This window comes from Corynebacterium sanguinis, from assembly GCF_007641235.1.
Lineage (GTDB): Bacteria > Actinomycetota > Actinomycetes > Mycobacteriales > Mycobacteriaceae > Corynebacterium > Corynebacterium sanguinis.
The window spans coordinates 827,180-848,684 of the sequence record NZ_CP038157.1 but is presented as its reverse complement, the minus strand read 5'-3'; the positions used below and the strand labels follow the sequence as shown (position 1 = coordinate 848,684).

20 protein-coding genes are annotated in these 21,505 nt (G+C 67.0%); 14 read left to right on the top strand and 6 right to left on the bottom strand.

Annotated features, from left to right (window positions below; genetic code table 11):
* Positions 1–42: 42 nt before the first annotated feature.
* The 3 genes from E3227_RS04220 to E3227_RS04210 form a co-directional block, all read right to left on the bottom strand.
* Positions 43–1,269, bottom strand: coding sequence for an acyl-CoA dehydrogenase family protein (locus E3227_RS04220; RefSeq protein ID WP_144317650.1), 1,227 nt, complete (start codon positions 1,267–1,269; stop codon positions 43–45).
* A gap of 62 nt (positions 1,270–1,331) precedes the next feature.
* Positions 1,332–2,759 (bottom strand): DUF5129 domain-containing protein, encoded by a 1,428-nt coding sequence (locus E3227_RS04215; protein ID WP_144317649.1) that lies wholly within the window; start codon positions 2,757–2,759, stop codon positions 1,332–1,334.
* Positions 2,760–2,772: 13 nt separating this feature from the next.
* Entirely contained in the window at positions 2,773–3,483 is a 711-nt protein-coding gene (locus E3227_RS04210) for a hypothetical protein (RefSeq protein ID WP_144317648.1), read from the bottom strand.
* Between the two features lie 142 nt (positions 3,484–3,625).
* On the opposite strand from E3227_RS04210, the gene E3227_RS04205 reads away from it, so the two are divergent.
* Positions 3,626–4,477 carry an alpha/beta fold hydrolase gene (locus E3227_RS04205; RefSeq protein WP_136652607.1) on the top strand — a complete coding sequence of 284 codons (852 nt, stop codon included), beginning with the start codon at positions 3,626–3,628 and terminating at the stop codon, positions 4,475–4,477.
* 102 nt (positions 4,478–4,579) lie between these two features.
* A complete protein-coding gene (locus E3227_RS04200; RefSeq protein WP_144317647.1) occupies positions 4,580–5,692 on the top strand; it encodes an ABC transporter ATP-binding protein in 1,113 nt (370 codons plus the stop codon).
* On the opposite strand, the gene E3227_RS04195 is transcribed toward E3227_RS04200, so the two are convergent.
* Entirely contained in the window at positions 5,689–6,909 is a 1,221-nt protein-coding gene (locus E3227_RS04195; RefSeq protein ID WP_144317646.1) for a dicarboxylate/amino acid:cation symporter, read from the bottom strand. The two genes, E3227_RS04200 and E3227_RS04195, sit on opposite strands and share 4 nt — an antisense overlap.
* Positions 6,910–6,982: 73 nt before the next feature.
* On the opposite strand from E3227_RS04195, the gene E3227_RS04190 reads away from it, so the two are divergent.
* The 10 genes from E3227_RS04190 to E3227_RS04145 all read left to right on the top strand — a co-directional run bounded on the left by E3227_RS04190 (position 6,983) and on the right by E3227_RS04145 (position 15,992).
* On the top strand, positions 6,983–7,423 hold the full coding sequence (locus E3227_RS04190; RefSeq protein ID WP_144317645.1) for an SdpI family protein: 441 nt from the start codon (positions 6,983–6,985) through the stop codon (positions 7,421–7,423).
* Between the two features lie 206 nt (positions 7,424–7,629).
* On the top strand, positions 7,630–9,186 hold the full coding sequence (locus tag E3227_RS04185; RefSeq protein WP_144317644.1) for an anthranilate synthase component 1: 1,557 nt from the start codon (positions 7,630–7,632) through the stop codon (positions 9,184–9,186).
* Positions 9,183–9,797: a glutamine amidotransferase-related protein gene (locus E3227_RS04180; RefSeq protein ID WP_144317643.1), complete on the top strand. Its 615-nt coding sequence runs from the start codon at positions 9,183–9,185 to the stop codon at positions 9,795–9,797. Before E3227_RS04185 ends, E3227_RS04180 begins: the two co-directional genes overlap by 4 nt.
* 4 nt (positions 9,798–9,801) lie before the next feature.
* Positions 9,802–10,827, top strand: coding sequence for an anthranilate phosphoribosyltransferase (gene trpD, locus E3227_RS04175; protein WP_144317642.1), 1,026 nt, complete (start codon positions 9,802–9,804; stop codon positions 10,825–10,827).
* Positions 10,814–12,232: a bifunctional indole-3-glycerol-phosphate synthase TrpC/phosphoribosylanthranilate isomerase TrpF gene (gene trpCF / locus E3227_RS04170; RefSeq protein WP_144317641.1), complete on the top strand. Its 1,419-nt coding sequence runs from the start codon at positions 10,814–10,816 to the stop codon at positions 12,230–12,232. Before trpD ends, trpCF begins: the two co-directional genes overlap by 14 nt.
* A gap of 10 nt (positions 12,233–12,242) precedes the next feature.
* Positions 12,243–13,493, top strand: coding sequence for a tryptophan synthase subunit beta (trpB, locus tag E3227_RS04165; RefSeq protein ID WP_144317640.1), 1,251 nt, complete (start codon positions 12,243–12,245; stop codon positions 13,491–13,493).
* Positions 13,494–13,496: 3 nt separating this feature from the next.
* A complete protein-coding gene (gene trpA, locus E3227_RS04160; protein ID WP_144317639.1) occupies positions 13,497–14,339 on the top strand; it encodes a tryptophan synthase subunit alpha in 843 nt (280 codons plus the stop codon).
* The gene (locus E3227_RS04155; protein WP_136652617.1) at positions 14,336–14,710 is read left to right on the top strand and encodes a Rieske (2Fe-2S) protein; all 375 of its coding nucleotides are present in this window, start codon (positions 14,336–14,338) and stop codon (positions 14,708–14,710) included. The genes trpA and E3227_RS04155 overlap by 4 nt, the downstream gene beginning before the upstream one ends.
* A 9-nt stretch (positions 14,711–14,719) precedes the next feature.
* A complete protein-coding gene (locus E3227_RS04150) occupies positions 14,720–15,673 on the top strand; it encodes a bile acid:sodium symporter family protein (protein ID WP_144317638.1) in 954 nt (317 codons plus the stop codon).
* A 13-nt stretch (positions 15,674–15,686) separates the two neighbouring features.
* Complete coding sequence (locus tag E3227_RS04145) at positions 15,687–15,992, top strand: hypothetical protein (RefSeq protein WP_136652619.1); 306 nt, start codon at positions 15,687–15,689, stop codon at positions 15,990–15,992.
* A gap of 19 nt (positions 15,993–16,011) precedes the next feature.
* Here the strand turns inward: E3227_RS04145 and E3227_RS04140 are convergent, their stop codons facing one another.
* Together E3227_RS04140 and E3227_RS04135 are read right to left on the bottom strand one after the other, a co-directional pair.
* Positions 16,012–16,620 carry a YqgE/AlgH family protein gene (locus tag E3227_RS04140; RefSeq protein ID WP_136652620.1) on the bottom strand — a complete coding sequence of 203 codons (609 nt, stop codon included), beginning with the start codon at positions 16,618–16,620 and terminating at the stop codon, positions 16,012–16,014.
* Entirely contained in the window at positions 16,613–18,094 is a 1,482-nt protein-coding gene (locus E3227_RS04135; RefSeq protein WP_211346263.1) for a CCA tRNA nucleotidyltransferase, read from the bottom strand. Before E3227_RS04135 ends, E3227_RS04140 begins: the two co-directional genes overlap by 8 nt.
* Positions 18,095–18,181: 87 nt before the next feature.
* Between E3227_RS04135 and E3227_RS04130 the strand changes: the two genes are divergently transcribed.
* A complete protein-coding gene (locus E3227_RS04130; RefSeq protein ID WP_144317637.1) occupies positions 18,182–19,021 on the top strand; it encodes an NUDIX hydrolase in 840 nt (279 codons plus the stop codon).
* Positions 19,018–21,492 (top strand): hypothetical protein, encoded by a 2,475-nt coding sequence (locus tag E3227_RS04125; protein ID WP_144317636.1) that lies wholly within the window; start codon positions 19,018–19,020, stop codon positions 21,490–21,492. Before E3227_RS04130 ends, E3227_RS04125 begins: the two co-directional genes overlap by 4 nt.
* Positions 21,493–21,505 lie beyond the last annotated feature (13 nt).

Here is a 21,505-nt window from a genome sequence, read left to right as displayed (position 1 = left end):
CTGGCCGATTTCGCCCGCCGCGTAATCGGCCAGCAGAGAAGCTTAGGCGAAAGCCCCGATCCCGGTCATCTTCTCACCGAGGATCAACGTGTGCATCTCGTCGGTTCCCTCGTAGGTGCGCACGGATTCAAGATTCGCCGCGTGGCGCAGCGGGGAGTAGTCGTGGACGATGCCGTTGCCGCCGAAGATGGTCCTCGCCTCGCGGCAGATGTCGATGGCGGTGCGGCAGTTGGCTAGCTTGGCCACCGAAATCATGGGAATTTCCAGCGTCCCGGCGTCCTTGGCGCGCCCCACGTGGAGAGCGAGCAGCTGCCCCTGGTTCAGCGCCACGGCCATCTCCACCAGCTTCTTCTGCGTCAACTGGAACGAGGAGATCGGCCGGCCGAACTGGGTGCGCTCACCGGCGTACGCGACCGCCTGCTCAAGGCTGTCGCGCGCGGCACCCAGCACGCCCCAGCCGATGCCGTAGCGGGCCTCGTTAAGGCACATGAGCGGGACCTTTAATCCGAAGCACCCAGCCAGGAGGTTCTCCTCGGGCACGAGGACGTTCTCGAGCACGATGTGCGACTGCGTGGACACGCGCATGGACAGCTTGTTGTCGATCGGCTGCGGGTTGAACCCCTGCGCGCCCTTGGGCACGAGGAATCCCGCGACCGTTTCCTCCCGGTCCGGCCTCGCCGCGTCTTCGTGGCCGGCCTCGATCAGGTCAGCGGTGCTCACCTTCGCCCACACCACAGTGATGTCGGCGAGGTGGGCGAGCCCGATCCAGCGCTTCTCACCGTTGAGCAACCAGCCCTCGCCCTTCTTCAGCTCGGCTCGGGTGATCATGGACGCGGGATCGGACCCAGCGGTCGGCTCGGTCAGACCAAAGGCGCCGATCAGCTCACCCGCGGCCATCTGCGGCAGGTACTTCTGCTTCTGCTCCTCGGTACCGTGCTTGTGAATAGAGGTCATCGCCAGCGAACCAAGCACAGACAAGATGGTACGCAGCCCCGAATCGGCGGCCTCAACCTCCATCATGGCCAAGCCGTATTCCACCGCGCTGCGCCCCGGGCAGCCGTAGCCCTCGAGGCGCGCGCCGATCATGCCCATCTCCGCGAAACGGGGGACGAGCTCGAGGGGGACGTAAGCGTCCTCGAACCACTGGCCCACGTGCGGTTTGACATTTGACTCGATAAAGCTGGCGATGTCGTCGCGCCACTCGATCTCCTGGGCCGAGAGCAACGAGTCGAAGTTGATGAGGTCAGAAGCGTACGTGTTATCTGCCACGATGTCTCTCCTTAGCGAACCGTAAGTTTCTGACCCCACGATACGCCGTATTCTTGCCACCCCTAGTAGCTGCTCGAACCACCCCCGCCTGAGAAGCCAGAGCTAAACGACGTGTTCGTGCCCGACGAGGAGGAGGATTGAGCGGCCTGGACGTTGGACGAGTGCCAGCTGCTCATAACCACGAAGGGCACGTACCCGGAGTAGTAGTAGTTGGAGTCGTACAGGGCGGGGCGCTGCAGCTCGTTGTGCTCCTCGACGTCGCTGAACTTTGTGCGCTTCACGACCTCGAGGAGCGTGCGGTAGTCGCCCAGCACGCGCACGAAGGAATCCATGAAGTCGGGCGCGGTGGGGTTGCGGTCGAGCTCGTTGACCCGGGCCTCGAGCTGGGCGATCTCGGCCTCGATCTCCGCATCGTCGATCTCAAGCCTGGCCTGCATCAGGTCCTCGCGGATGGCGGTCAGGTCCGAGCGGCGCGCCGCAGCGTCGCCGTTTTCCACCTTGAACATGCGGTTGATGTTGTCCTCGGCGTTGTTGGTGTGGCGCACGGCCTCGGCGGCGTCGGCAAGCTGCTCCTTGTTCGCCAGGACCTGCTTGTCGTCGCCGATGTCGATGCTGCCGATCCCGCCCGCGCCGGACACCGCGTCGTGCATATTCAGGAAGCGGTCCCGCACCTCGGCCCACTGTTTGCGCATCTCATTGTCGGCAAAAGCGCTGGTCAGGGAGTTAGCACGCACGTCGATCTCGTTGAGTCGCTGGGCGAGCTGCGAGTACTCGCGGGTGACCAGCTCGTAGTCCTCGCGGCCCTGTGCAAGCGTATTCCTGCGGCTGTTGGTCATGGCGACGGCAATCGATCCCACTGCCAAAGAGAGCCCGCCAGCGGCGGCGCCAGCGCCGATACCGGACATGACACGATCTCCCTGCGCGTCGTTGAGCTCGTACTGCTGGATATCATGCGCATCCATCGCGGCCCGAGCGCCGGCGAGCAACGCCCCCGGGATGTTGTTGTCGCGCATCCCGGGCTTGATCTCCTCGTTGACGGCCTCGAGCCGCTCTCCCTCTTTCAGGTGGAGCTGCTCTAAAACGTCCAACCCGGCAAATGTGAACACTTTGCGGTTCTGCGTCCCGGCACCGATGATGAGCACCCCGTCCGCGAAGTGATCTGCACCGATCTCATCGGGGTAGTTGTCGCGCATGAAGTTCTCAACGGTGTCGTTGATGTTTTCGTCGCTCTCGTTGAACACTATCCAGTGCAGGGTGCGCACGGTGTCGGGGGCGTCGAGAAGCTGAGCGTCGCGCGTTAGCCGCGCTTCGTCGTCGGGGGTAAGGAGGTCGTGGGGGTCGTCGATAACAACAGTGGGCGCGCCGACGGTGTTGACCACCACCGCCTCGGGGGAGGGGACATTTATCTGGCTCATGGTGGCACCCGCCGCACCCAACCCAAGCAGCGCGGAGACCGCCACGACGGCACCGATTTGACCGAAGTTCGCCATGGCGCTGATTTTACTAGAACGGCTCCGCTACAACCCGCCCAATAACGACCATGCCTGGCTCGATAATCTCGGTCAGGTTCGCTTCGACGGTCTCTGGAGAGTCGCCGGTGAGGAACCACCCCGACCAGGCCTCCTTGCCGGGGGAGTAGAAGCGGTCACCCTTGCCGATGATGTTCAGCGTTGCGTCGCGCAGCCAGAGCGGTCCGACGAGGGAGGAATGCTCAGTGCCCTCAAGCAGCACGAGCTCCGGTTGGTAGGCGATGACGTGGGAGCGCGTGATCAGGGCGTCGAAAAGCGAATGCACGTGGGGGACAGCCGCCTCGGTGCCGAGGTAGACGACGGTGATGAGCGAGAGCTCCGCCGTGCCGACTCCGTCGCGCGTGCTCAGGCTGGTCAGGCCGCCCAGGGCGGAGGGGAAGCGGGTGGTGGCGAGGTTGTCGTCGATGAAGAAGGCCTCGATGCGGTCGTCGCGGTCGATGCCGTGGAAGTCGACCAGCGCGTTGAGCTCGTAGAGCCCCATCGAGGCGGGGTCGCGGAGGTTGCCATAGGCGGCCTCGGTGCGCAGGTCCCAGAGGATGAAGTCGTCGTCGATCGGGTGCGGGCGCGGGGAGAACGCGAGGATCTCGGCCCCGCTGGCCTCCGTGCTGGCGCGCCACGCCTCGTATGCGGCGCCGAGGTCCTCATCGTGCGCGATGAAGTGCGTGGTGACGATCTCGGCGGCCATGGTCCAGAGGATAGCGCCGCCGGCGATGTTTCACGTGAAACATCGCAATCCCTACCTCTAGGCAGGCCCCTCAGGCGCCGCTTTCCGTCCCCCGAGCGCGTGTACGCTGGCGCGTGTCAACCACCCACACAAAGAGAACGCCATGAACACAATCACCACCACCGACGGTGAACGCCTCGCCGTGTACGCCTACGGCGATAGCAGCCGCACGCCCCTCGTCCTCGTGCACGGTTATCCCGACGACCACTCCGTATGGCAGCGGGTTATTCCGCACCTCACCGACGACTTTTACGTCGTTGCTTACGACGTCCGCGGGGCGGGCGAGTCCACGACTCCCGCCTCCAGCGATGCCTACACGCTCAGCCAGCTCAGCCACGACCTCGCGACGTTTATCGACGAGGTTCTCGAGGGCCGCCCCTTCCACCTCGTCGGCCACGATTGGGGCTCGATTCAGAGCTGGGAATCCGTGACCTCGCAGGAATTCGAAGGCAAGATCCTCAGCTACACGTCGATTTCTGGGCCGAACCTTGATTACTCGGCGCTGGTGATGCGCCAAAGGGCGTCCCGCCCGCTCGATCTTGCGCGGGCGTTCGCGCCGCAGTGGTACGTCGGTGTGCTCTACGTCCCGTTTCTTCCGACGCTGCTGTGGAACTCGATTACGCCGGAGAAGTGGCAGAAGCGCGTTGCGGCGGAGGAGAACGACGACACGATCCCCGTCAACCCGAACGTCTCCGACAACGGCCGCAACGGGTCCCACCTCTACCGCGCCAACTTTGGCAGCCGCTTCTCCTCGCCCCAACCCCGTAAGCCCATCTGCCCCGTGCAGGCCATCGTGGCCGTGGACGACAAGATCGTCCACCCGTCGCTGATCAACGAAATGCGCCGCTGGAGCGACGACTACACCCAGACCTACGTCGACGGTGGGCACTGGGCCGCACTGGGCAACCCCGAGGGAGTCGCCGAAGCAATCGCGTCCTTCGCCAAAAAGGTGTAGCGCCGCTGGCGATGTTTCACGTGAAACATCGCGTGTAGGTTAGGGGGACACCCGCCACTAAGGATCGTTCGGCGCGTACCCGCCGATGGAGGAGAACCACACATGGCTACCGTCAGCTTTGACAACGCAACGCGCGTCTACCCGGGGGCGGACACACCCTCGGTCGACGCGCTCAACCTCGATATCGCGGACGGGGAGTTCCTTGTCCTCGTCGGCCCGTCCGGCTCGGGCAAGTCCACGGCCCTGCGCATGCTCGCCGGCTTGGAGGAGACCAACAGCGGCCGCATCCTGATCGGCGGCCGCGACGTCACCGCCCTGGAGCCGAGGGACCGCGACATCGCCATGGTGTTTCAGAACTACGCGCTCTACCCGCACATGTCCGTGCGCGAGAACATGGGCTTCGCGCTCAAGCTCGCCGGCATGGACAAGAATCAGATGAACGAGCGCGTCGAAGAGGCCGCCCGCACCCTCGACCTGACCGAGTACCTCGACCGCAAGCCGAAGGCGCTCTCCGGCGGCCAGCGCCAGCGCGTGGCCATGGGCCGCGCAATCGTCCGCGAGCCGCAGGTCTTCCTCATGGACGAGCCGCTGTCCAACCTCGACGCTAAGCTGCGCGTGCAAACCCGCACCCAGATCGCCAGCCTGCAGCGCCGCATGGGCGTAACCACCGTCTACGTCACGCACGACCAAACCGAAGCCCTGACCATGGGCGACCGCATCGCCGTGCTCAACTTCGGCGTCCTACAGCAAGTGGGCACCCCGCGCGAGCTTTACGATGCCCCCCACAACGTCTTCGTCGCCGGCTTCATCGGCTCCCCGGCCATGAACCTGGCCACCTTCACCATCGATCGAGCCTCCCGCACCGCCCGCGCCGGCGCCGCGAGCATCCCGCTTGACGACGCCCACCTCAACGCCGCCGAAGACAGCATCGTCCTGGGGTTCCGCCCCGAGGCCCTCGAGCTCGTCGGCGCCAGCGAGGCCGGCACCCTGCCGATCCGGATCGACTTCGTCGAGGAGCTCGGCTCCGATTCCTACCTCTACGGCCACCTCGACGGCGGCGGCTGGATCCCCGAGGGCCAGGCCGACGACTCCACCGGCAGCATCGTCGTGCGCACCCCGCCGCGCAGTGACGTGCGCGAGGGCGAACTCATCCACGCGCGCGTCACCCCGGGCGGTCTGCACGCGTTCAGCGCGTCAACGGGGGAGCGCATCTAAGCCCGGCTCTCCACAGCGGTGGGGGCGTCGTCAAGCTTGTAGCCCTCGATGCGACCGGCCGCGAAGCGGTTGAGGATCATCGCGATCGCGCCGTCGCCCGTGACGTTCGCCGCGGTGCCGAAGGAGTCGACCACGATGTACGCGGCGATCATCAGCGAGATCGCGGATTCGTCGAAACCGAGGTTGGCCTGCAGGAGGCCGACCGCCGCCATGATCGCGCCGCCCGGCACGCCCGGCGCGGCGACCATCATGATGCCGAGCAGCAGGAGGAAGCCGAGGATCTGCGCGGGCGCGACATCCATTTGCCCCATGTAGACGATCGCGAGCGCGTACAGGGTGATCTTCATCATCGACCCCGACAGGTGGATCGTCGCGCACAGCGGGACGACGAAGCCGGCGACGTTCTCGTCCACCTTGTTCTTCAGCGCAGAGGCGTAGGTCACCGGGATCGTCGCGGCGGACGAGGACGTGCCCAGTGCCGTGAAGTAGGCCGGCAGCATGTTACCCAGCGCGGTCAGCGGGTTGCGGCCGGCCACGACGCCCGCGACGACGTAGAGCAGAAAGATGATCACGAGGGTCATCACCACGGACAGCAGCAGGACGGTCCCGAAGGCGGCCATGGTGGAGCCGAGGTTGTCGTTCATGCCCAGGTTCAGGAAGGTGCCGAAGATGTAGATCGGCAGCAGCGGGATCACGAACGAGGTGACCACCTTCATAATCACCGCCTGCAGCTCGTCGAGCACGCGGTACATGGTGGTGGATTTCACCGAGGTCATGGCGATGCCGATGACGAACGCGAGCAGAAGCGCCGACATGACGGCCAGCGGCGCGGGCATCTCCACCTCGAAGTAGGGCGCGAGGCCGCCGGCCTCGGGGTCGGTGACGTCGGTGTTCAGCGTGCGGCCGCCGAGCAGAGTGGGGTAGAGGGCCGTGGCCGTCGCCCACGCGATGAGGCCCGAGACGATGGTGGACACGTAGGCGATCCCGGCGGTAACGCCAAGCCACTTGCCCGCGCCGCGGCCCAGGCCCGCGATCGCCGGGGCGATGAGCGCGAAGATGAGCACGGGCACGAAGAAGCCGAGGAAGTTGGCAAACAGTCCGTTGAAGGTGACAAAGACGCGAGCCAGCCACTCGGGGAAGAAGAGGCTGCACACAATGCCCAGGAGGATCGCGATGACGATCCAGAGCAGCAGCGAGCTGAGGATTTTTGTTTTCATGCATGATATTCTTGCTGATTACTTTGGTGCACCACAACTATCCGCGCCACGGGCGGGGATTTATGCTGGGTGTATGACAGCAAACTTGGTCGTTGGCATCATTTATCTCGTTCTCGCCGTGGTACTCGCCGTCGTCGGCGCGGTGGCGACGGCGGGCAAGCTGCCCGGCAATTCCATCTTCGGGCTGCGCATCGCCGCGGTGCGTAAGGACAAATCGATCTGGGACCAGGCGCACAAGGTCTCCGGCCCCTTCGTCCTGTTCGCCGGAGTGGCCCTCGCGTTCGGCGCGGCGTTCGCGTTCATCGCCTCCGGATGGCTGTGGGTCGCGCCCGTTATCGCCCTCATCATTGCGGTGATCGCCCTGTCCGTCGCGGGAAACTTCGGCGCGAGAGCCGCCACGCTAATCGACGCCGCCCGCAACCACACCGCACCCCAAGAACAGCCCGCGCCGCAGGTCAACCTCGACGCGCTGCGCAACGCCGCGTCCAAGGCGGACGAGGGCAAGGGCGCCTAGAAGCGGTTGCACCGTCTCACAGCTTGGACTAACATTCCATTGCATGACATCAACGATCTCCTCCACCCAGTGGTGGTGGCGCGCGTAACCGGCGTGCCAGATGTGTAGATGTACCCTTTCGGCCCGCCGGCTTGGATAACCCCAGCACCGCGGGTCTTTTGCTACCAGTACCCTCGGTGCAGAGAACTCGAACCAAGGATGAACTGATGAGCAACCCCCCACCCAAGGTGGCGCGCGTGGACGTCAAGTACCATGCCAACGCCTCAGCCCTCTTCGCCTACCTCGACGGCACAACAGCGACCGATTCGGTGCTTTTAGAGTCCGCTGATATCTCCACCAAGTCGGGGTTGCAGTCCGTGGCGGTGCTGCGGGCGTCGTTACGCGTGACCTGCGACGGCTCCCGCGTCCACGCCGAGCCCCTGACCGCCTCGGGCGAGGTGCTGGCCGCGCGGCTGCGCAAGCAGCTTGCTGAGTTTTACGTCGGCGACGGCGTGTTCGACTTTCCCACCTCCGACGCCGCTGACGAGCGCGAGCGGCTCACCGCCGTGTCCAACGCGGAGGTGCTGCGCGCGCTGTCTACTGACGCGGGCTACCGCCACGGCGACTTCCCCTTCCTCGCCGGGGGGATGGCCTTCGACTACCTGGAGACCTTCGAGCGGTTGCCCGAGGTCGCGGACTCCACCAACGCGTACCCCGACTACCAGTTCGTCGTCGCGGAGACGCTGTTGCGCATCGACCACGAGTCCGGCACCGCTTACCTCACGGGCATCACCCACGACGGTTCCGCCCCGCAGCTCGGCGAGCTGGCTGAGCGCATCCGCGTGGCCGACCCCGACGACGAGCACGCCTACGAGCCGGCGGAGCACCCGGGGGCGACGATCACCGTGACAGCGGATATTACGGACGAGCAGTTTCGTGCGGACGTCGACAAGCTCAAAGGCGATATTTACAACGGCGACATCTACCAGGTCGTTCCCGCCAGGACGTTCAGCACCACCTGCGTCGACGCGTTTGCCGCGTACCGCGCGCTGCGCGAGACCAACCCCTCGCCGTACATGTTCTACGTGCGCGGCACCGGCCGAAACGGCGAGCCCTACGAGCTCTTCGGCGCCTCGCCCGAATCCAACCTGCAGTTCAACGCGGTGACCAGGGAGATCCAGCTTTACCCGATCGCGGGCACCCGGCCGCGCGGGCTCAACCCCGACGGTAGCGTCAACCACGAGCTGGACACGCGCATGGAGCTGCAGCTGCGCACCGACGCCAAGGAGGTCGCGGAGCACACCATGCTCGTCGACCTGGCGCGCAACGACCTCGCCCGCGTCGCCGAGCCCGGCAGCCGCCGCGTGGCGGACCTGCTGCAGGTCGACCGCTACTCGCGCGTGATGCACCTCGTCTCGCGCGTCACTGCGACGCTGGCCGACGACCTCGACGCGCTCGACGCGTACCGCGCGTGCATGAACATGGGCACCCTGACCGGCGCCCCGAAGCTGCGCGCCACGGAGCTGCTGCGCCAGCTCGAGGGCGCCCGGCGCGGGTCCTACGGCGGGGCGATTGGCTACCTCACCGGCAGCGGCGACATGGATAACTGTATTGTCATCCGCAGTGCCTACGTCTCGGGCGGCGTCGCGGCGGTGCAGGCCGGCGCGGGCGTTGTGCGCGACTCGAACCCGCAGGCCGAGGCCGACGAGACCCTGCACAAGGCGTACGCGGTACTCAACGCCATCGCGCTTGCGGCGGGAGCCACATTGGAGGTAGTGAAATGAGCGGGGTCGTTCTCCTCGATAACCAGGACTCCTTTGTCTACAACCTGGTTGACGCGATGCGCCAGTTCGACGCCACCGTCTACCGCAACACTGTGCCCGCCGAGCTCATCCTCGCCACCGAGCCGGACCTCATCGTGCTCTCGCCAGGCCCCGGCTACCCGGTTGAGGCCGGTTCCATGATGGACCTCATCGCCGCCGCCCAGGGCCGCATCCCGATCCTCGGCATCTGCCTCGGCTTCCAGGCCCTCGTCGAGCACTTCGGCGGCCACGTGCAGCCTTGCGGGCCCGTCCACGGTCAGCAAATTGGCATGCAGCTCGACGAGGCAGGCATCGCCAGCGGGCTTTTCGACGGCCTCACCAGCGACGATACCCCCGGAACCCCGGGGCGCACCGTGCCGGTGGCGCGCTACCACTCGCTCGGCACCGTCGACCTCCCCGACGGCCTGCACTCCCTGGCGCGGACGCAGACCCGGCTTGGCGACGTCGTCATGGCCGCGCGCAGCGACGATCGCATGTCGATTGGTTTGCAGTTCCACCCCGAATCCATCCTCACCCCCGCAGGTCCGATCATGATTGAGCGCTGCGTGGCCGAACTTATGAAAGGGCGCTAGAAACATGGCCAGCGACAAATCCCTCGAAATCCTGCGGCGGTTCCTCGACAACAAAGCCCCCACCCTCGACGAGGCGATCGAGGCGTTTACTCCCCTGACCATCGGCGATTACGACGACGTGCACATCGCAGCGCTTCTGGCCACGGTGCGCACGCGTGGCGAGACCTTCGCGGATGTCGCCGGGGCGGCGCGCGCCTTCCTCGCGGCGGGCCGGCCGTTCCCCGTCACCGGCAAGGGCATCATGGACTCCGCCGGCACGGGTGGCGACGGGGCGAACACGATCAACATCTCCACCGCGGCGTCGTTAACCGCCGCGGCTGGGGGAGTGAAGATGATCAAGTGCGGCAACCGCTCGGTGTCCTCGAAGTCCGGCTCGGCGGACGTGCTGGAGGCGCTCAACATCCCGCTAGACCTCGACCCGGAGCGCGCGGTGCGCCAGTTCGAAGCATCGAACTTCACCTTCCTGTTCGCGCCCGCGTACAACCCGGCGATCGCGCACGTCCAGCCGGTGCGCAAGTCACTCGGAGTGTCCACGCTGTTCAACACGATGGGCCCGCTGCTCAGCCCGGCTCGCCCGGAGTTCCAAATAATGGGTATCGCTAAACCGTCGATGGGCCCCATCATTGCGGAGACCATGAAGGAACTGGGCAGGTCACGCGCCCTTGTGGTCCACGGCGCGGGTACCGACGAGATCGCCGTCCACGGTGAAACCGAGGTGTGGGAGCTGCGCGACGGAGAGATCACGAACTTCCGCATCAGCCCCGCCGAACTCGGCGTGTCCACCCACGCGCTCGAGGACCTGCGCGGCGGCGACGGGGTAGAGAACGCCCGGTTCATGCGCGCGACCTTCGCCGGGCGAGGCCCCGCGGCGCACCGTGACGCGGTGGCGGTGAACGCCGGCGCGATGTTCTACCTCGCCGGCATTTCCAACACGATGCGCGAGGGCACCGAGCGCGCTCTGAGCATGCTTACCGACGGCTCCGTGGAAACGTGGCAGCGGACTCACGAGGAGGCCGATTACCGTGACTAAATTACCCACCGTTCTCGAGGGGATTGTCCAGCAGCGTTTTCGTCACCTTGACGCAATTAAAGCGCGTCTCAGTGGCGTCGACCTGAGCGCACTACCGCGCTCCACGCGCTCCCTGTACGACTCGCTCGCCCGCGAGGGCACGCAGTTCATCATGGAGTGCAAATCCTCCTCGCCGTCTCTCGGGATGATCCGCGAGCACTACGAGCCCGGTGAGATCGCCTCCATCTACTCGCGCTACGCCGCCGGCATCTCCGTGCTCTGCGAACCGGACAAGTTCGGGGGAGACTACGACCACCTGGCCACGGTCGCCTCGATCACCCACCTGCCGGTGCTGTGCAAGGACTTCATCGTCGACGAGATCCAGGTGTACGCCGCGCGCTACTTCGGTGCCGACGCGATCCTGCTCATGCTGAGCGTGCTTGACGACGCGCAGTACCGCGCTCTCTCAGACCTCGCCGCGCGCCTGGGCATGGACGTCCTCACCGAGGTCATCGACGAAGAGGAAGCCGAGCGCTCCAGCCGTCTCGGCGCCAAGATTTTCGGTGTCAACCACCGCAACCTGCACGACCTGTCGATCGACCTTGAGCGTTCCGCACGCCTCGCGCCGCTCGCGCCGGAGGGCGCCCTGATCGTTTCCGAGTCCGGCATCCGCGACGTCGCAACCGTGCGCCGGCTGGGCGGGCACTCGGACGCGTTCCTCGTCGGGTCCCAGCTCACCAGCCAGCCCGACGTGGATTGGGCAGCGCGGATGCTGGTCCACGGCCCGAACAAGGTGTGCGGCCTCACCACCTCCTCGGCCGCCCAGGCCGCCCGCGCGGCCGGCGCGGTCTACGGCGGGCTCATCTTCGAGGACGCCTCCCCGCGCAATGTTTCACGTGAAACATCCGCCGAAATCATGGCGCACGAGCCGCACCTGAAGTACGTGGCCGTCTCCCGCCGCGCCCAGGGCTGGGCCGAGCTCACCGTCGACGGCATCCACGCCGTCCAGGTCCACGCCTCCTACCAGGGCAGCATCGAGGCGGAGCTCGAGCTTGTCGACGCCATCCGTGCCGAGGTCGGCGATGGGGTAGAGGTCTGGCGCGCGGTCTCCATGACCACCCCTGAGGGCGCCCAGGTGGCAACGGCGCTGCTGGGGAGCGTCGATAAGCTCGTGCTCGATGCCCACGACGGCGGCACGGGCGAATCCTTCGATTGGGCGGAGATCCCCGAAGAGGTCAAGAACCACGCGCTGCTCGCCGGCGGGATCGGGCCCGATAACGTCGCCGATGCGCTGAGTGCCGGTTGCCTCGGCGTGGACCTCAACTCCGGCGTTGAGTACCCCAGCACGGCGGGGCAGTGGGCCGGGCACAAGGACGCAGGCGCTTTGCGACGCGCGTTTACCACCATCCGAAACTTCCATACGTAAGGAACTGACCATGACGCAGACCAACAAGGACGGCGGACGCACCATCCTGCCCGCCTACTACGGCGAGTTCGGCGGCCAGTACGTGCCCGAATCGCTGCTGCCCGCCCTCGACGAGCTTGAGCGCGCCTTCGTCGCCGCGTTCAACGACGAGGAGTTCATGGCCGAGTACCGCGCGCTGCTGCGCGACTACCTCGGCCGGCCCACCCCGCTCACCGAGTGCCGCAACCTGCCGCTCGACGGCGCGAACGCGCGGATCTTCCTTAAGCGCGAAGACCTCGTCCACGGCGGTGCCCACAAGACCAACCAGGTCATCGGCCAGGCACTGCTGGCGAAAAAGATGGGCAAGACCCGCATCATCGCCGAGACCGGGGCGGGGCAGCACGGCACCGCGACAGCCCTTGCCTGCGCGCTGCTCGACCTAGATTGTGTCGTCTACATGGGTGTCGAGGACATGGCCCGCCAGGAGCCGAACGTCTACCGCATGCGCCTGATGGGTGCGAAGGTCGTCGGCGTGGACTCGGGCTCCGGCACGCTGAAAGACGCCGTCAACGAGGCGCTGCGCGACTGGACGGCCACCTTCCACGATTCGCACTACCTGCTGGGCACCGCCGCGGGCCCGCACCCGTTCCCGAAGATGGTCAAGGAGTTCCACCGCGTCATCTCCACCGAGGCGCGCGCCCAGATGCTCGAGCGCGTCGGCGCGCTGCCCGATGTCGTCGTCGCGTGCGTCGGTGGCGGGTCCAACGCCATCGGCATGTTCGCGGACTTCATTGACGATGAGGGCGTGGAGCTCATCGGCACCGAGCCGGGCGGCGAGGGCGTCGGCGTGGGCAAGCACGGCGCGGCCATCGCCGCCGGCACGATCGGTATCCTCCACGGCACGAAGTCCTACCTGATGCGCAACACCGACGGGCAGGTGGAGGAGTCCTACTCCATCTCCGCGGGCCTGGATTACCCCGCCGTCGGCCCGGAGCACGCCTACCTCGCCAAAACGGGCCGCGCCACGTACGTGCCCGTCACCGACGGCGACGCGCTCAAGGCGTTCCAGCTCTTAAGCAAGTACGAGGGCATCATCCCGGCGCTGGAGTCCTCGCACGCCTTCGCCTACGCTCTCGGGCGCGCCGCCGAGGCCCCGGCCGAAGGCGAGCCGCTGAACATCCTGGTGTCGCTCTCGGGCCGCGGGGACAAGGACATCGCGCACGTGCGCAACAACCTAGAGCAGCACCTCGAGTTCCGCATCGACACCGCAAGGGAGCATTAAAAGATGAGCCGCTACACCACCACGTTCGCCGCGCTCAAGCAAAAGAACGAGGGCGCCTTCGTCCCGTTTATCATGCTGTGCGACCCCACGCCCGCAGACTCCATCGAGATCATCGTCGCCGCCGTCGAGGCCGGCGCCGACGCGCTCGAGCTGGGCGTTCCCTTCTCCGACCCGGGCGCCGACGGCCCCGCGATCCAGCGCGCCCATGTCCGCGCTCTCGACGGCGGTTCCACCGTGCAGGACGCCCTCGACGTCGTGCGCGAGATCCGCGCGCGCTACCCAGAGCTACCCATCGGCATGCTCATCTACGCCAACGTCGCCTACGTCCGCGGCCTGGACCGCTTCTACCGCGAGTTCGCCGAGGCGGGAGCGGACAGCATCTTGCTTCCCGACGTCCCCGTGCGCGAGGGCCGCCCCTTCGACGCGGCGGCCGCAGAGGCCGGGATCGAGACCATCTACATCGCCCCCGCCAAGGCCTCGCCGGCAACGCTCGAAGGGGTGGCGCAGCACTCAAAGGGCTACATCTACGCCATCTCACGCGACGGTGTGACCGGCACCGAGCGCGAATCCTCCGTCGACGGGCTGCACGAGGTCGTGGAGAACATCAACAGCTACGGCGGCGCCGACGTCCTCCTCGGGTTCGGCATCTCCTCGCCCGAGCACGTCCGCGCGGCCATCGAGGCGGGTGCCGCGGGCGCGATCTCCGGCTCGGCGCTGACGCGCATTATCGACGCCCACACCGAGGGCGAGCACCCCAATCCGGGGCGGATCACCGACATGGACACGCTGAAAAAGGAGCTCGCCTCCTTCGTCGCGGCGATGAAACGGGCTACGATTCACTCATGACCTGCTCTCGACGCCTCTTCCTCCTCGGCACCGCGACCACCTTCGCTGGCGCCTTCCTCGCCGCGTGCGGCCAGGAGCCAACCGACGACGTGGCCAAGACCGCTGTCCCGGTCGGCGGCTCCGTGATCCTGGACAAGTTCATCATCGCCCAACCCACCGCGGGCAACTACGTGGCGTACTCCTCGACCTGCCCGCACGAGTTCAAGAAGATCACCGTCGCTCAGGGCGACACCGTGCGCTGCACGGCGCATGGCTCGACCTTCAGCATCGCCGACGGCTCCGTCGTCTCCGGGCCCGCGGTGCGCGGGCTGCGCGAGGTTGCCCTGGAGGATCAGGAGGAGCGCCTCGTCGCCTCCGACCCGCAGTCCTAGACTGTCGGCATGTTCTCCTTCCTTAAAGACCCCCTGATCCAGGGAATCATCCTCGCCTCGCTGCTCGCGTTCTTACTCCCGGCGAGCGGAACCTTCGCCGACGTCTTCGACGTACTAACGAAGCTCGCGATCGCCTTCTTGTTCTTCCTCTACGGCGCGCGGCTGTCGACCTCCGAGGCGATGCGGGGGTTGACGCACTGGCGCCTGCACCTGATCATCCTGGCCTTCACCTTCGTGGTGTACCCGCTGATCGGCCTCGCCGTCCGGCCCACCACGGCGTTTGTCAGCGAGGGCATGTACCAGGGCATCCTCTACGCCATGCTCGTGCCGTCGACGGTGCAGTCCTCGGTGGCGCTGACGGGGATCGCGCGCGGCAACGTCTCCGGCGCTGTCGTCGCGGCGAGCGTGTCCAGCCTCGTGGGTGTCGTCGCCACGCCGCTGCTGGTGATGCTGCTGATGGGCACGGGGGAGGGGATTGCGGTGAACGCCGGGGTGTTCATCGACATCGCGCTCCAGCTGCTCCTGCCGTTCGTCCTGGGCCAGCTCGCGCACAACTTCGCGCCCGCTGTGCGCGCTTTTGCGGCGAAGAAAGCCACCAAGCAGGTGGACCGAATCTCCATCTGGATGGTGGTCTACGCGGCGTTCTCCAAGGCCATGGTCGCCGGTGTGTGGAGCGAGGTCTCGGGGTGGGAGATCCTCTTCCTCGTCGTCTTCTCGCTCGTCCTCGTAGGCGCCATGCTGTGGCTGACGAGGGCGGTGCCTCGGGCGCTGAAGTTCAGCTACGAGGACACCGTCGCCATCCAGATGTGCGGCACGCAGAAGTCCCTGGCCGCCGGCCTTCCCATGGCCTCGGTGATCTTCGGCGGCGCCGCGCTGGGCCTGCTCATCGTGCCGCTGATGATTTACCACATGATCCAGCTCATGATCTGTTCCTCGCTGGCGGCCCGCTACGCAGCCGCATAGGAGAAGGTTTCACGTGAAACACTACGTCCGCCTCGCGTACACCGTCCCGGAGCTCGGCGGCGAGCTGCTCACTGTCGCGGAGCTGGAGGAAATCTCCGCGACGCAGTGCACGATGCTGCGCATGATCGAGTTCGACCCGGCGGAGGCGATCACGGGCGTGTACGTCGACGGCCGCGTCATCGGCCAGGCGAACACCCCCATGGACACCGTCGGCCACCCCGACACCTACAACGCCTACGACGGCTTGCGCTCGACGCGCATCTCCCAGCCCGAGTTCGAGGGGCTGTGGCAAGAGGCGCTACAGATACTCCGGCCCTAGTTTCACGTGGAACATCGCCTTAGTTGTCGTCGAGGTTCGCAGGGAAGGTCGCGTACAGCGGCAGAGGCATTGCTTGACGACGCATCACGTCGCCCCACAAATCCGCCGCCGCGGGAGCAACGACGTCCGAGGGGAGCGCGGGCGCGATGAACCAGTCGCCTCGCTCAATCTCCTCGTCGAGCTGGCCCGGAGCCCACTCCGCGTAGCCCAGGAAAAGCCGCATGGAGTCGACCGCCGGCGCCACCTCTTGCGGTTCGGCGCGCAGGTCCACCTGGGCGAGGCGGTTGGCCAGGCGCGTGAGCACCGGCTGGTCGTCGATAAGCACACCGCTGCTGGTGACGCCGATACCGACGACGGACGTCGCACCGACGGGGCCGCCGCGATACATCGCCTGCGGTGCGGCGACGAGGTCAACCCACTCCGGCATCGCGTTGTGCACCGCGATCTCGCTGCGGGAATTCAGGATCACCCCGAGGGTGGAGTCGAGACCGTGGTCGACGATGAGCACGACCCTGCGGGCGAACTCCGGCGAGAGCATCCCGGGCGCGGCGAGAAGCAGCATGCCGGGAGCGGGCTCGCCGCGCTCCAACCCGTTAAATAGGCGGTCAGCGTAGAAGAATTCAGGCATTTTCGCGCTCCCACCAGGCCTTCAGCTCGGCGACGGCCTCGTCGTGTTCCAGTGTGCCGCGCTCTAAGCGCAGCTCCTTCATAAAATTCCACGCCTTGCCCACGTCCGGGCCCGGCGGCAGGCCGAGGATGGACATGATCTCGTTGCCGTCGAGGTCGGGGCGCACGCGCGCCAAATCCTCCTTCGCGGCGATCTCCTCGATGCGCTCCTCCAAGTGATCGTAGGTGCGCTGCAGGCGCTTGGCCTTCTTCGCGTTGCGCGTGGTCGAATCCGCGCGCACCAGCTTGTGCAGCTTGGGCAACAGCTCGCCGGCGTCGGTGACGTAGCGGCGCACTGCGGAATCCGTCCACTGCCCCTCGCCGAAGCCGTGGAACCGCATGTGCAGGTAGACGAGCTGGCCGACGTCCTCGATGACGTGCTTGGGGTACTTTAAAGCGCGCATCCGCTTGCGCGTCATCTTCGCCCCGACGACCTCGTGGTGATGAAACGACACCCCTCCGCCCTCCTTGACGGCGCGGGTGGCGGGCTTGCCGATGTCGTGCATCAGCGCCGCCCAGCGCAGCTCCAAGTCTGGACCGGAATCCTCCAGCTCGGTCGCCTGGCGCAGCACGGTCAGCGAGTGGCGGTAGACGTCCTTGTGCTGCATGTGCTCGTCCGTCTCCAGCTGCAGCGCCGGCACCTCCGGCAGGATATGCTGGGCAATGCCGGTCTCGACGAGCAGGTCGATGCCCTCCCAGGGCAGCGCGCCGAGCATCAGCTTGTCCAGCTCGGCCTGCACGCGCTCGACGGTGATGCGGTTAATCTCTCCCGCCATCTCGCGCATCGCGTCGAAGACGCGATCAGCAACGGAGAACCCGAGCTGGGAGACGAACCGGGCGGCGCGCAGCATGCGCAGGGGATCGTCGCGGAAGGAGACCTCCGGGGCCTGGGGCGTGTCCAGGACTCGGTGCAAAATGTCGTCGAGGCCGCCCACGGGGTCGTGGAACGTGGGGGAGAGGGAGCCGTCGACAAGCGAAAGCTCGATGGCCATCGCGTTGCAGGCGAAATCGCGTCGCACCAGGTCGCCCTCGAGCGTGTCGCCGAAGGTGACCTCGGGGTTGCGCGTCACGCCGTCGTACAGGTCCGAACGAAACGTGGTGATCTCGACCTGCTGGCCGCGCTTGATGCTCGAGACCGTGCCGAACTCGATGCCGGTGTCCCAGGTCTTCTCGCCCCAGATGCCGAGGATCTCCGCGATCACCTCCGGGCGGGCCGAGGTGGTGAAGTCGAGGTCGTTGCCCAACCGCCCGAGCATGGCATCGCGCACCGGCCCACCGACGAGGTAGAGCGACTCGTCGCGCTGCGCGAACAGCGCCGCCAACGGCTCAAGGAACCCAGATAGCTCACCGACCGCCGCCTGCGCCCGAGCCAGCAGCGCCGCGGCGGCGTGCGGGTCGTCGGGAGAGGGCAGTCCGAAAAGCGGTGGGCGGTTCACATCAGTTGTCACCCGCCCAACGATACCCGGCACGCACACGCACCTATAAATACCGAAAACCCCGTGCAGGCGGATACGATAAAGCGGATGACTGACAACTCCCGCGCCACGCCGGGCCAAGGCCCGAAGGAGGCCGGCTCCGGCGGTGGCGGTGACCACGGCTCACGCCCGCGCAAACGGCGCCGGCGTGGCTCCCGCCCTGCCTCAAGCGCAACGGGCAAGTCGGAGAATACGTCTGCTGAGGGCGGCGACAAGTCCCAGCCCACCCGCTCGAACCGGCGCAGGCGGGGCAAGTCCCAGAAGCAGCAGCCCCAGAAGTCTCAAAAATCCCAGAAGGGCCAGTCCAGCAGGCGGCGCAACCAGCGCCCCAACACCACCCGGTATAGGCAGAACCAGCGCTACCCGCAGCGCTCTGACTCAACGATTGAGACGCGCGACGAGACGTCGGCAGGCGGCCTCGTGGTCTCCGGCATGGCCGAGGCCGTGCGCCCCGGCGGCGAGGTTGACCTCTCGCGCATCTACGTCGCGCTGATCGGCCGGCTCGACCGCCGCGGCAGGCTGCTGTGGTCCATGCCGAAGGGCCACGTCGAAAATGGCGAGCACCAGTGGGCCACCGCCGAGCGCGAGGTGTGGGAGGAAACCGGCATCAAGGGCGAGGCCTTCGAGGAACTCGGCGTGATTGACTACTGGTTCGTCTCGGAGGGCGTGCGCATCCACAAGACAGTGCACCACAACCTCCTGCGTTTCGTCGACGGCATCCTCAACGACGAGGACCCCGAGGTCACCGAGGTCACCTGGGTGCCCATGAGCGAGCTGATCGAGCACCTCGCCTACGCCGACGAGCGCAAGCTGGCCCGAATCGCCTACGACCGAATGCCGGACCTGGCCAGAAAGGAAGCCGACGCCGGAAGGGCAACCCCGCGATGAGGCGCCTGAACGCCATGGCGCTCGCGGCCAGCGTCGTCGCCTGCGCCAACCCACCGCTTGGCACCGCGCAGCAGCCCACGATGCCCATCCCGCTGCACCCGACCAACCCCGCCGTCTCCGAAGCGTGGGTCAACCCTGCCGTCCGGCCCGGGGAGGGCGAAAAAGCGCAAATTTCGCTTCTCGACGCCCCCACCACGCTCAACACCCACGAGCCTCTCGCCGTGACCCTGCTCGTGACCAACACCTCCAGCGAGCGTCTCGACGGCCTCACCGTCACCCCCCGGCGCGGCCCGGCAACCGGCTCCGTTCTGGACCAGCGGATCGCCACCGTGGCCAGCCCGCTCGACTACGAGGTCGCTGGCCCGGAGGTGGGCGTCGATACGCAGCTGCGACCAGGGGAAAGCACCAAGCTGAAGCTGACTTTTAGCGAGTCCGTGCTGCCCCTGCCGGGCGTGTCCACCTACCCGCTGATGTTCGTGCTCAGCGCCGCCAGCGGCGAGCTGCTCGACACCGAACGCTTCCACCTGTCCATCCGTGGCACCCCGGACGGCGTCCAACCCGCGGGCCTAAGCGCGCTGTTTCCGCTGTCCGCGCCCGTCGACATCGTCCCCGGCGAGACCGGCGCCGCGCCCGGCGAACCGCCATTGATCCTCGCCAGCGAGCAGCTTGCCGACCAGCTCGCGCCGGACGGGCGCTTGAGCTCGCTTCTCGACGTCTACACCAACGCCACCGCCAACCCGTCCGTCGCCGGTGCCACCTGCCTTGCCGTCGACCCCGCCGTGGTCCACACCGTCGCCCGCATGGCCGAGGGTTACACCGTCGCCAGCGATCGCCCGGACCTCGTCGAGCCGCCGCAGCGCCTGCGCGATTCGTGGGGAGGCTCCACCAAGGACGCGCTGGGGGAGCCGGGGCGCGGCGCTGACGACGCGCGGGCCTGGCTGCAGCACATCACAGAGATCGCCGCGACGCAGTGCATCATCGCGTTGCCGTGGGCTAATACCGACCTCAACGCCGTGGCGCGCACCGGCGACGTCTGGCTGATGCGCGAGGCCATCGAGCGCGGGCCCGCCACCCTCGCCGACCTATTAGGCACCGCGGGGGTGAGCAACGCCGTTATCCCGCCCGCTGGGTACCTCGTGCCCGGTGCGCCCGCCGCGCTCGGCTGGGCCGACCACTCGCGCTCCACCATCGCCACCGAGGGCATGCAGGGGTCCTGGGAGCGAGCCCAAAGCGCCGATGCTGTCCAGGTCTCTGGGCCGGTGGGTGCGGACGCGCTGCCCTCGCTAGACCGCGGCGACGTTCCCTCCATCGCCGCCGCAGGCGCGCCCGAGCCGGCGCGACCCGTGCGCGTGCTCGTCAGCGACAACACCGTAAACGCCCCGGACCGCTTCGCCTGGACCGCCCCCGGGGTCATGGCCGTGACCTTCCAGGACTCGCTGGCCACCGTGCTCGCCACCGTGGGCGAGCACCCCGAGACCACCGGGTATTCCGCCCCGAACCTGCGCTTCGACTACACACAGGACTCCGCCAAGGCGCGCTCCGTCAACGCCGCGAGCGCGGTGCACCTCGCCGCCCAGGCCGCGTGGACGCCCCAGGAGCAGCCGGAGGGCCAACCCGTGCTTGTCAACCCCCCGGCCACCTGGGACGACGCCGCCGCGGCCGATATCATGGGCGCCGTCAAGGATGTCCTGGACACCAAGGTGGCGCGCCCGCTCACGTTCGAGGACTACCTCACCACCCCTGACGAGGTCCCCGCGGCTGACTCGGTCGGCACACCTTTCGCCGACCCGACCGTGTTTAGCGACACCGAGATCCTCACCGCCAGCCAGCAGGGCCGCTTCATCAACGAACTGTCCAGCCTGCTCGTCGCCGACCCAGCGATTGCGCTGTCGCGCTACGGGTTCACGCTTCCGCTGCGGCGCGACCTGCTCATCGCCCTGACTATGAGCGGGCGCCGCTCCTACACGTTCTACCCGGTCGCCGAGGAAGCCACCCGCCGCCGCCTTGCGGGCAGCCGCGACACACTCAACGCGCTGCGCTCCGCGATCGCCCTGATCCCCCCGGGCAATGTCTACACCCGCACCTCGCCCTCGTCGCCGCTGGTAATCGTCGCGCGCAACGGCCTGCCGCTGCCGGTAGACACCACCATCCGCTACCACGGCCCCGACGGCGCGCGGCTCAACGTGCCCTCGACCTTGCGCATCCCCGCCTACGGCTCGCTGACCGTATCCATGACGGCGGACCTGCCGGAACAAAGCGGCGGCACGGACCTGCGCCTCTTCCTCGCCTCACCCCAGGGTGGGCAGATCTCCGAGCCCGTCGACATCACGGTGCGTACCTCCGGCGTCGCTCTGCGCGGCGGGGTCATCCTCACCGCGCTCGCCGGCGCGCTCGCTCTGATGCTCCTGATCACCGTCGGCAGGCGACGCAGGCACCCACCGCCGCACGAACTTCACAACCCCAGGCCCTAACGCACCACCTTGA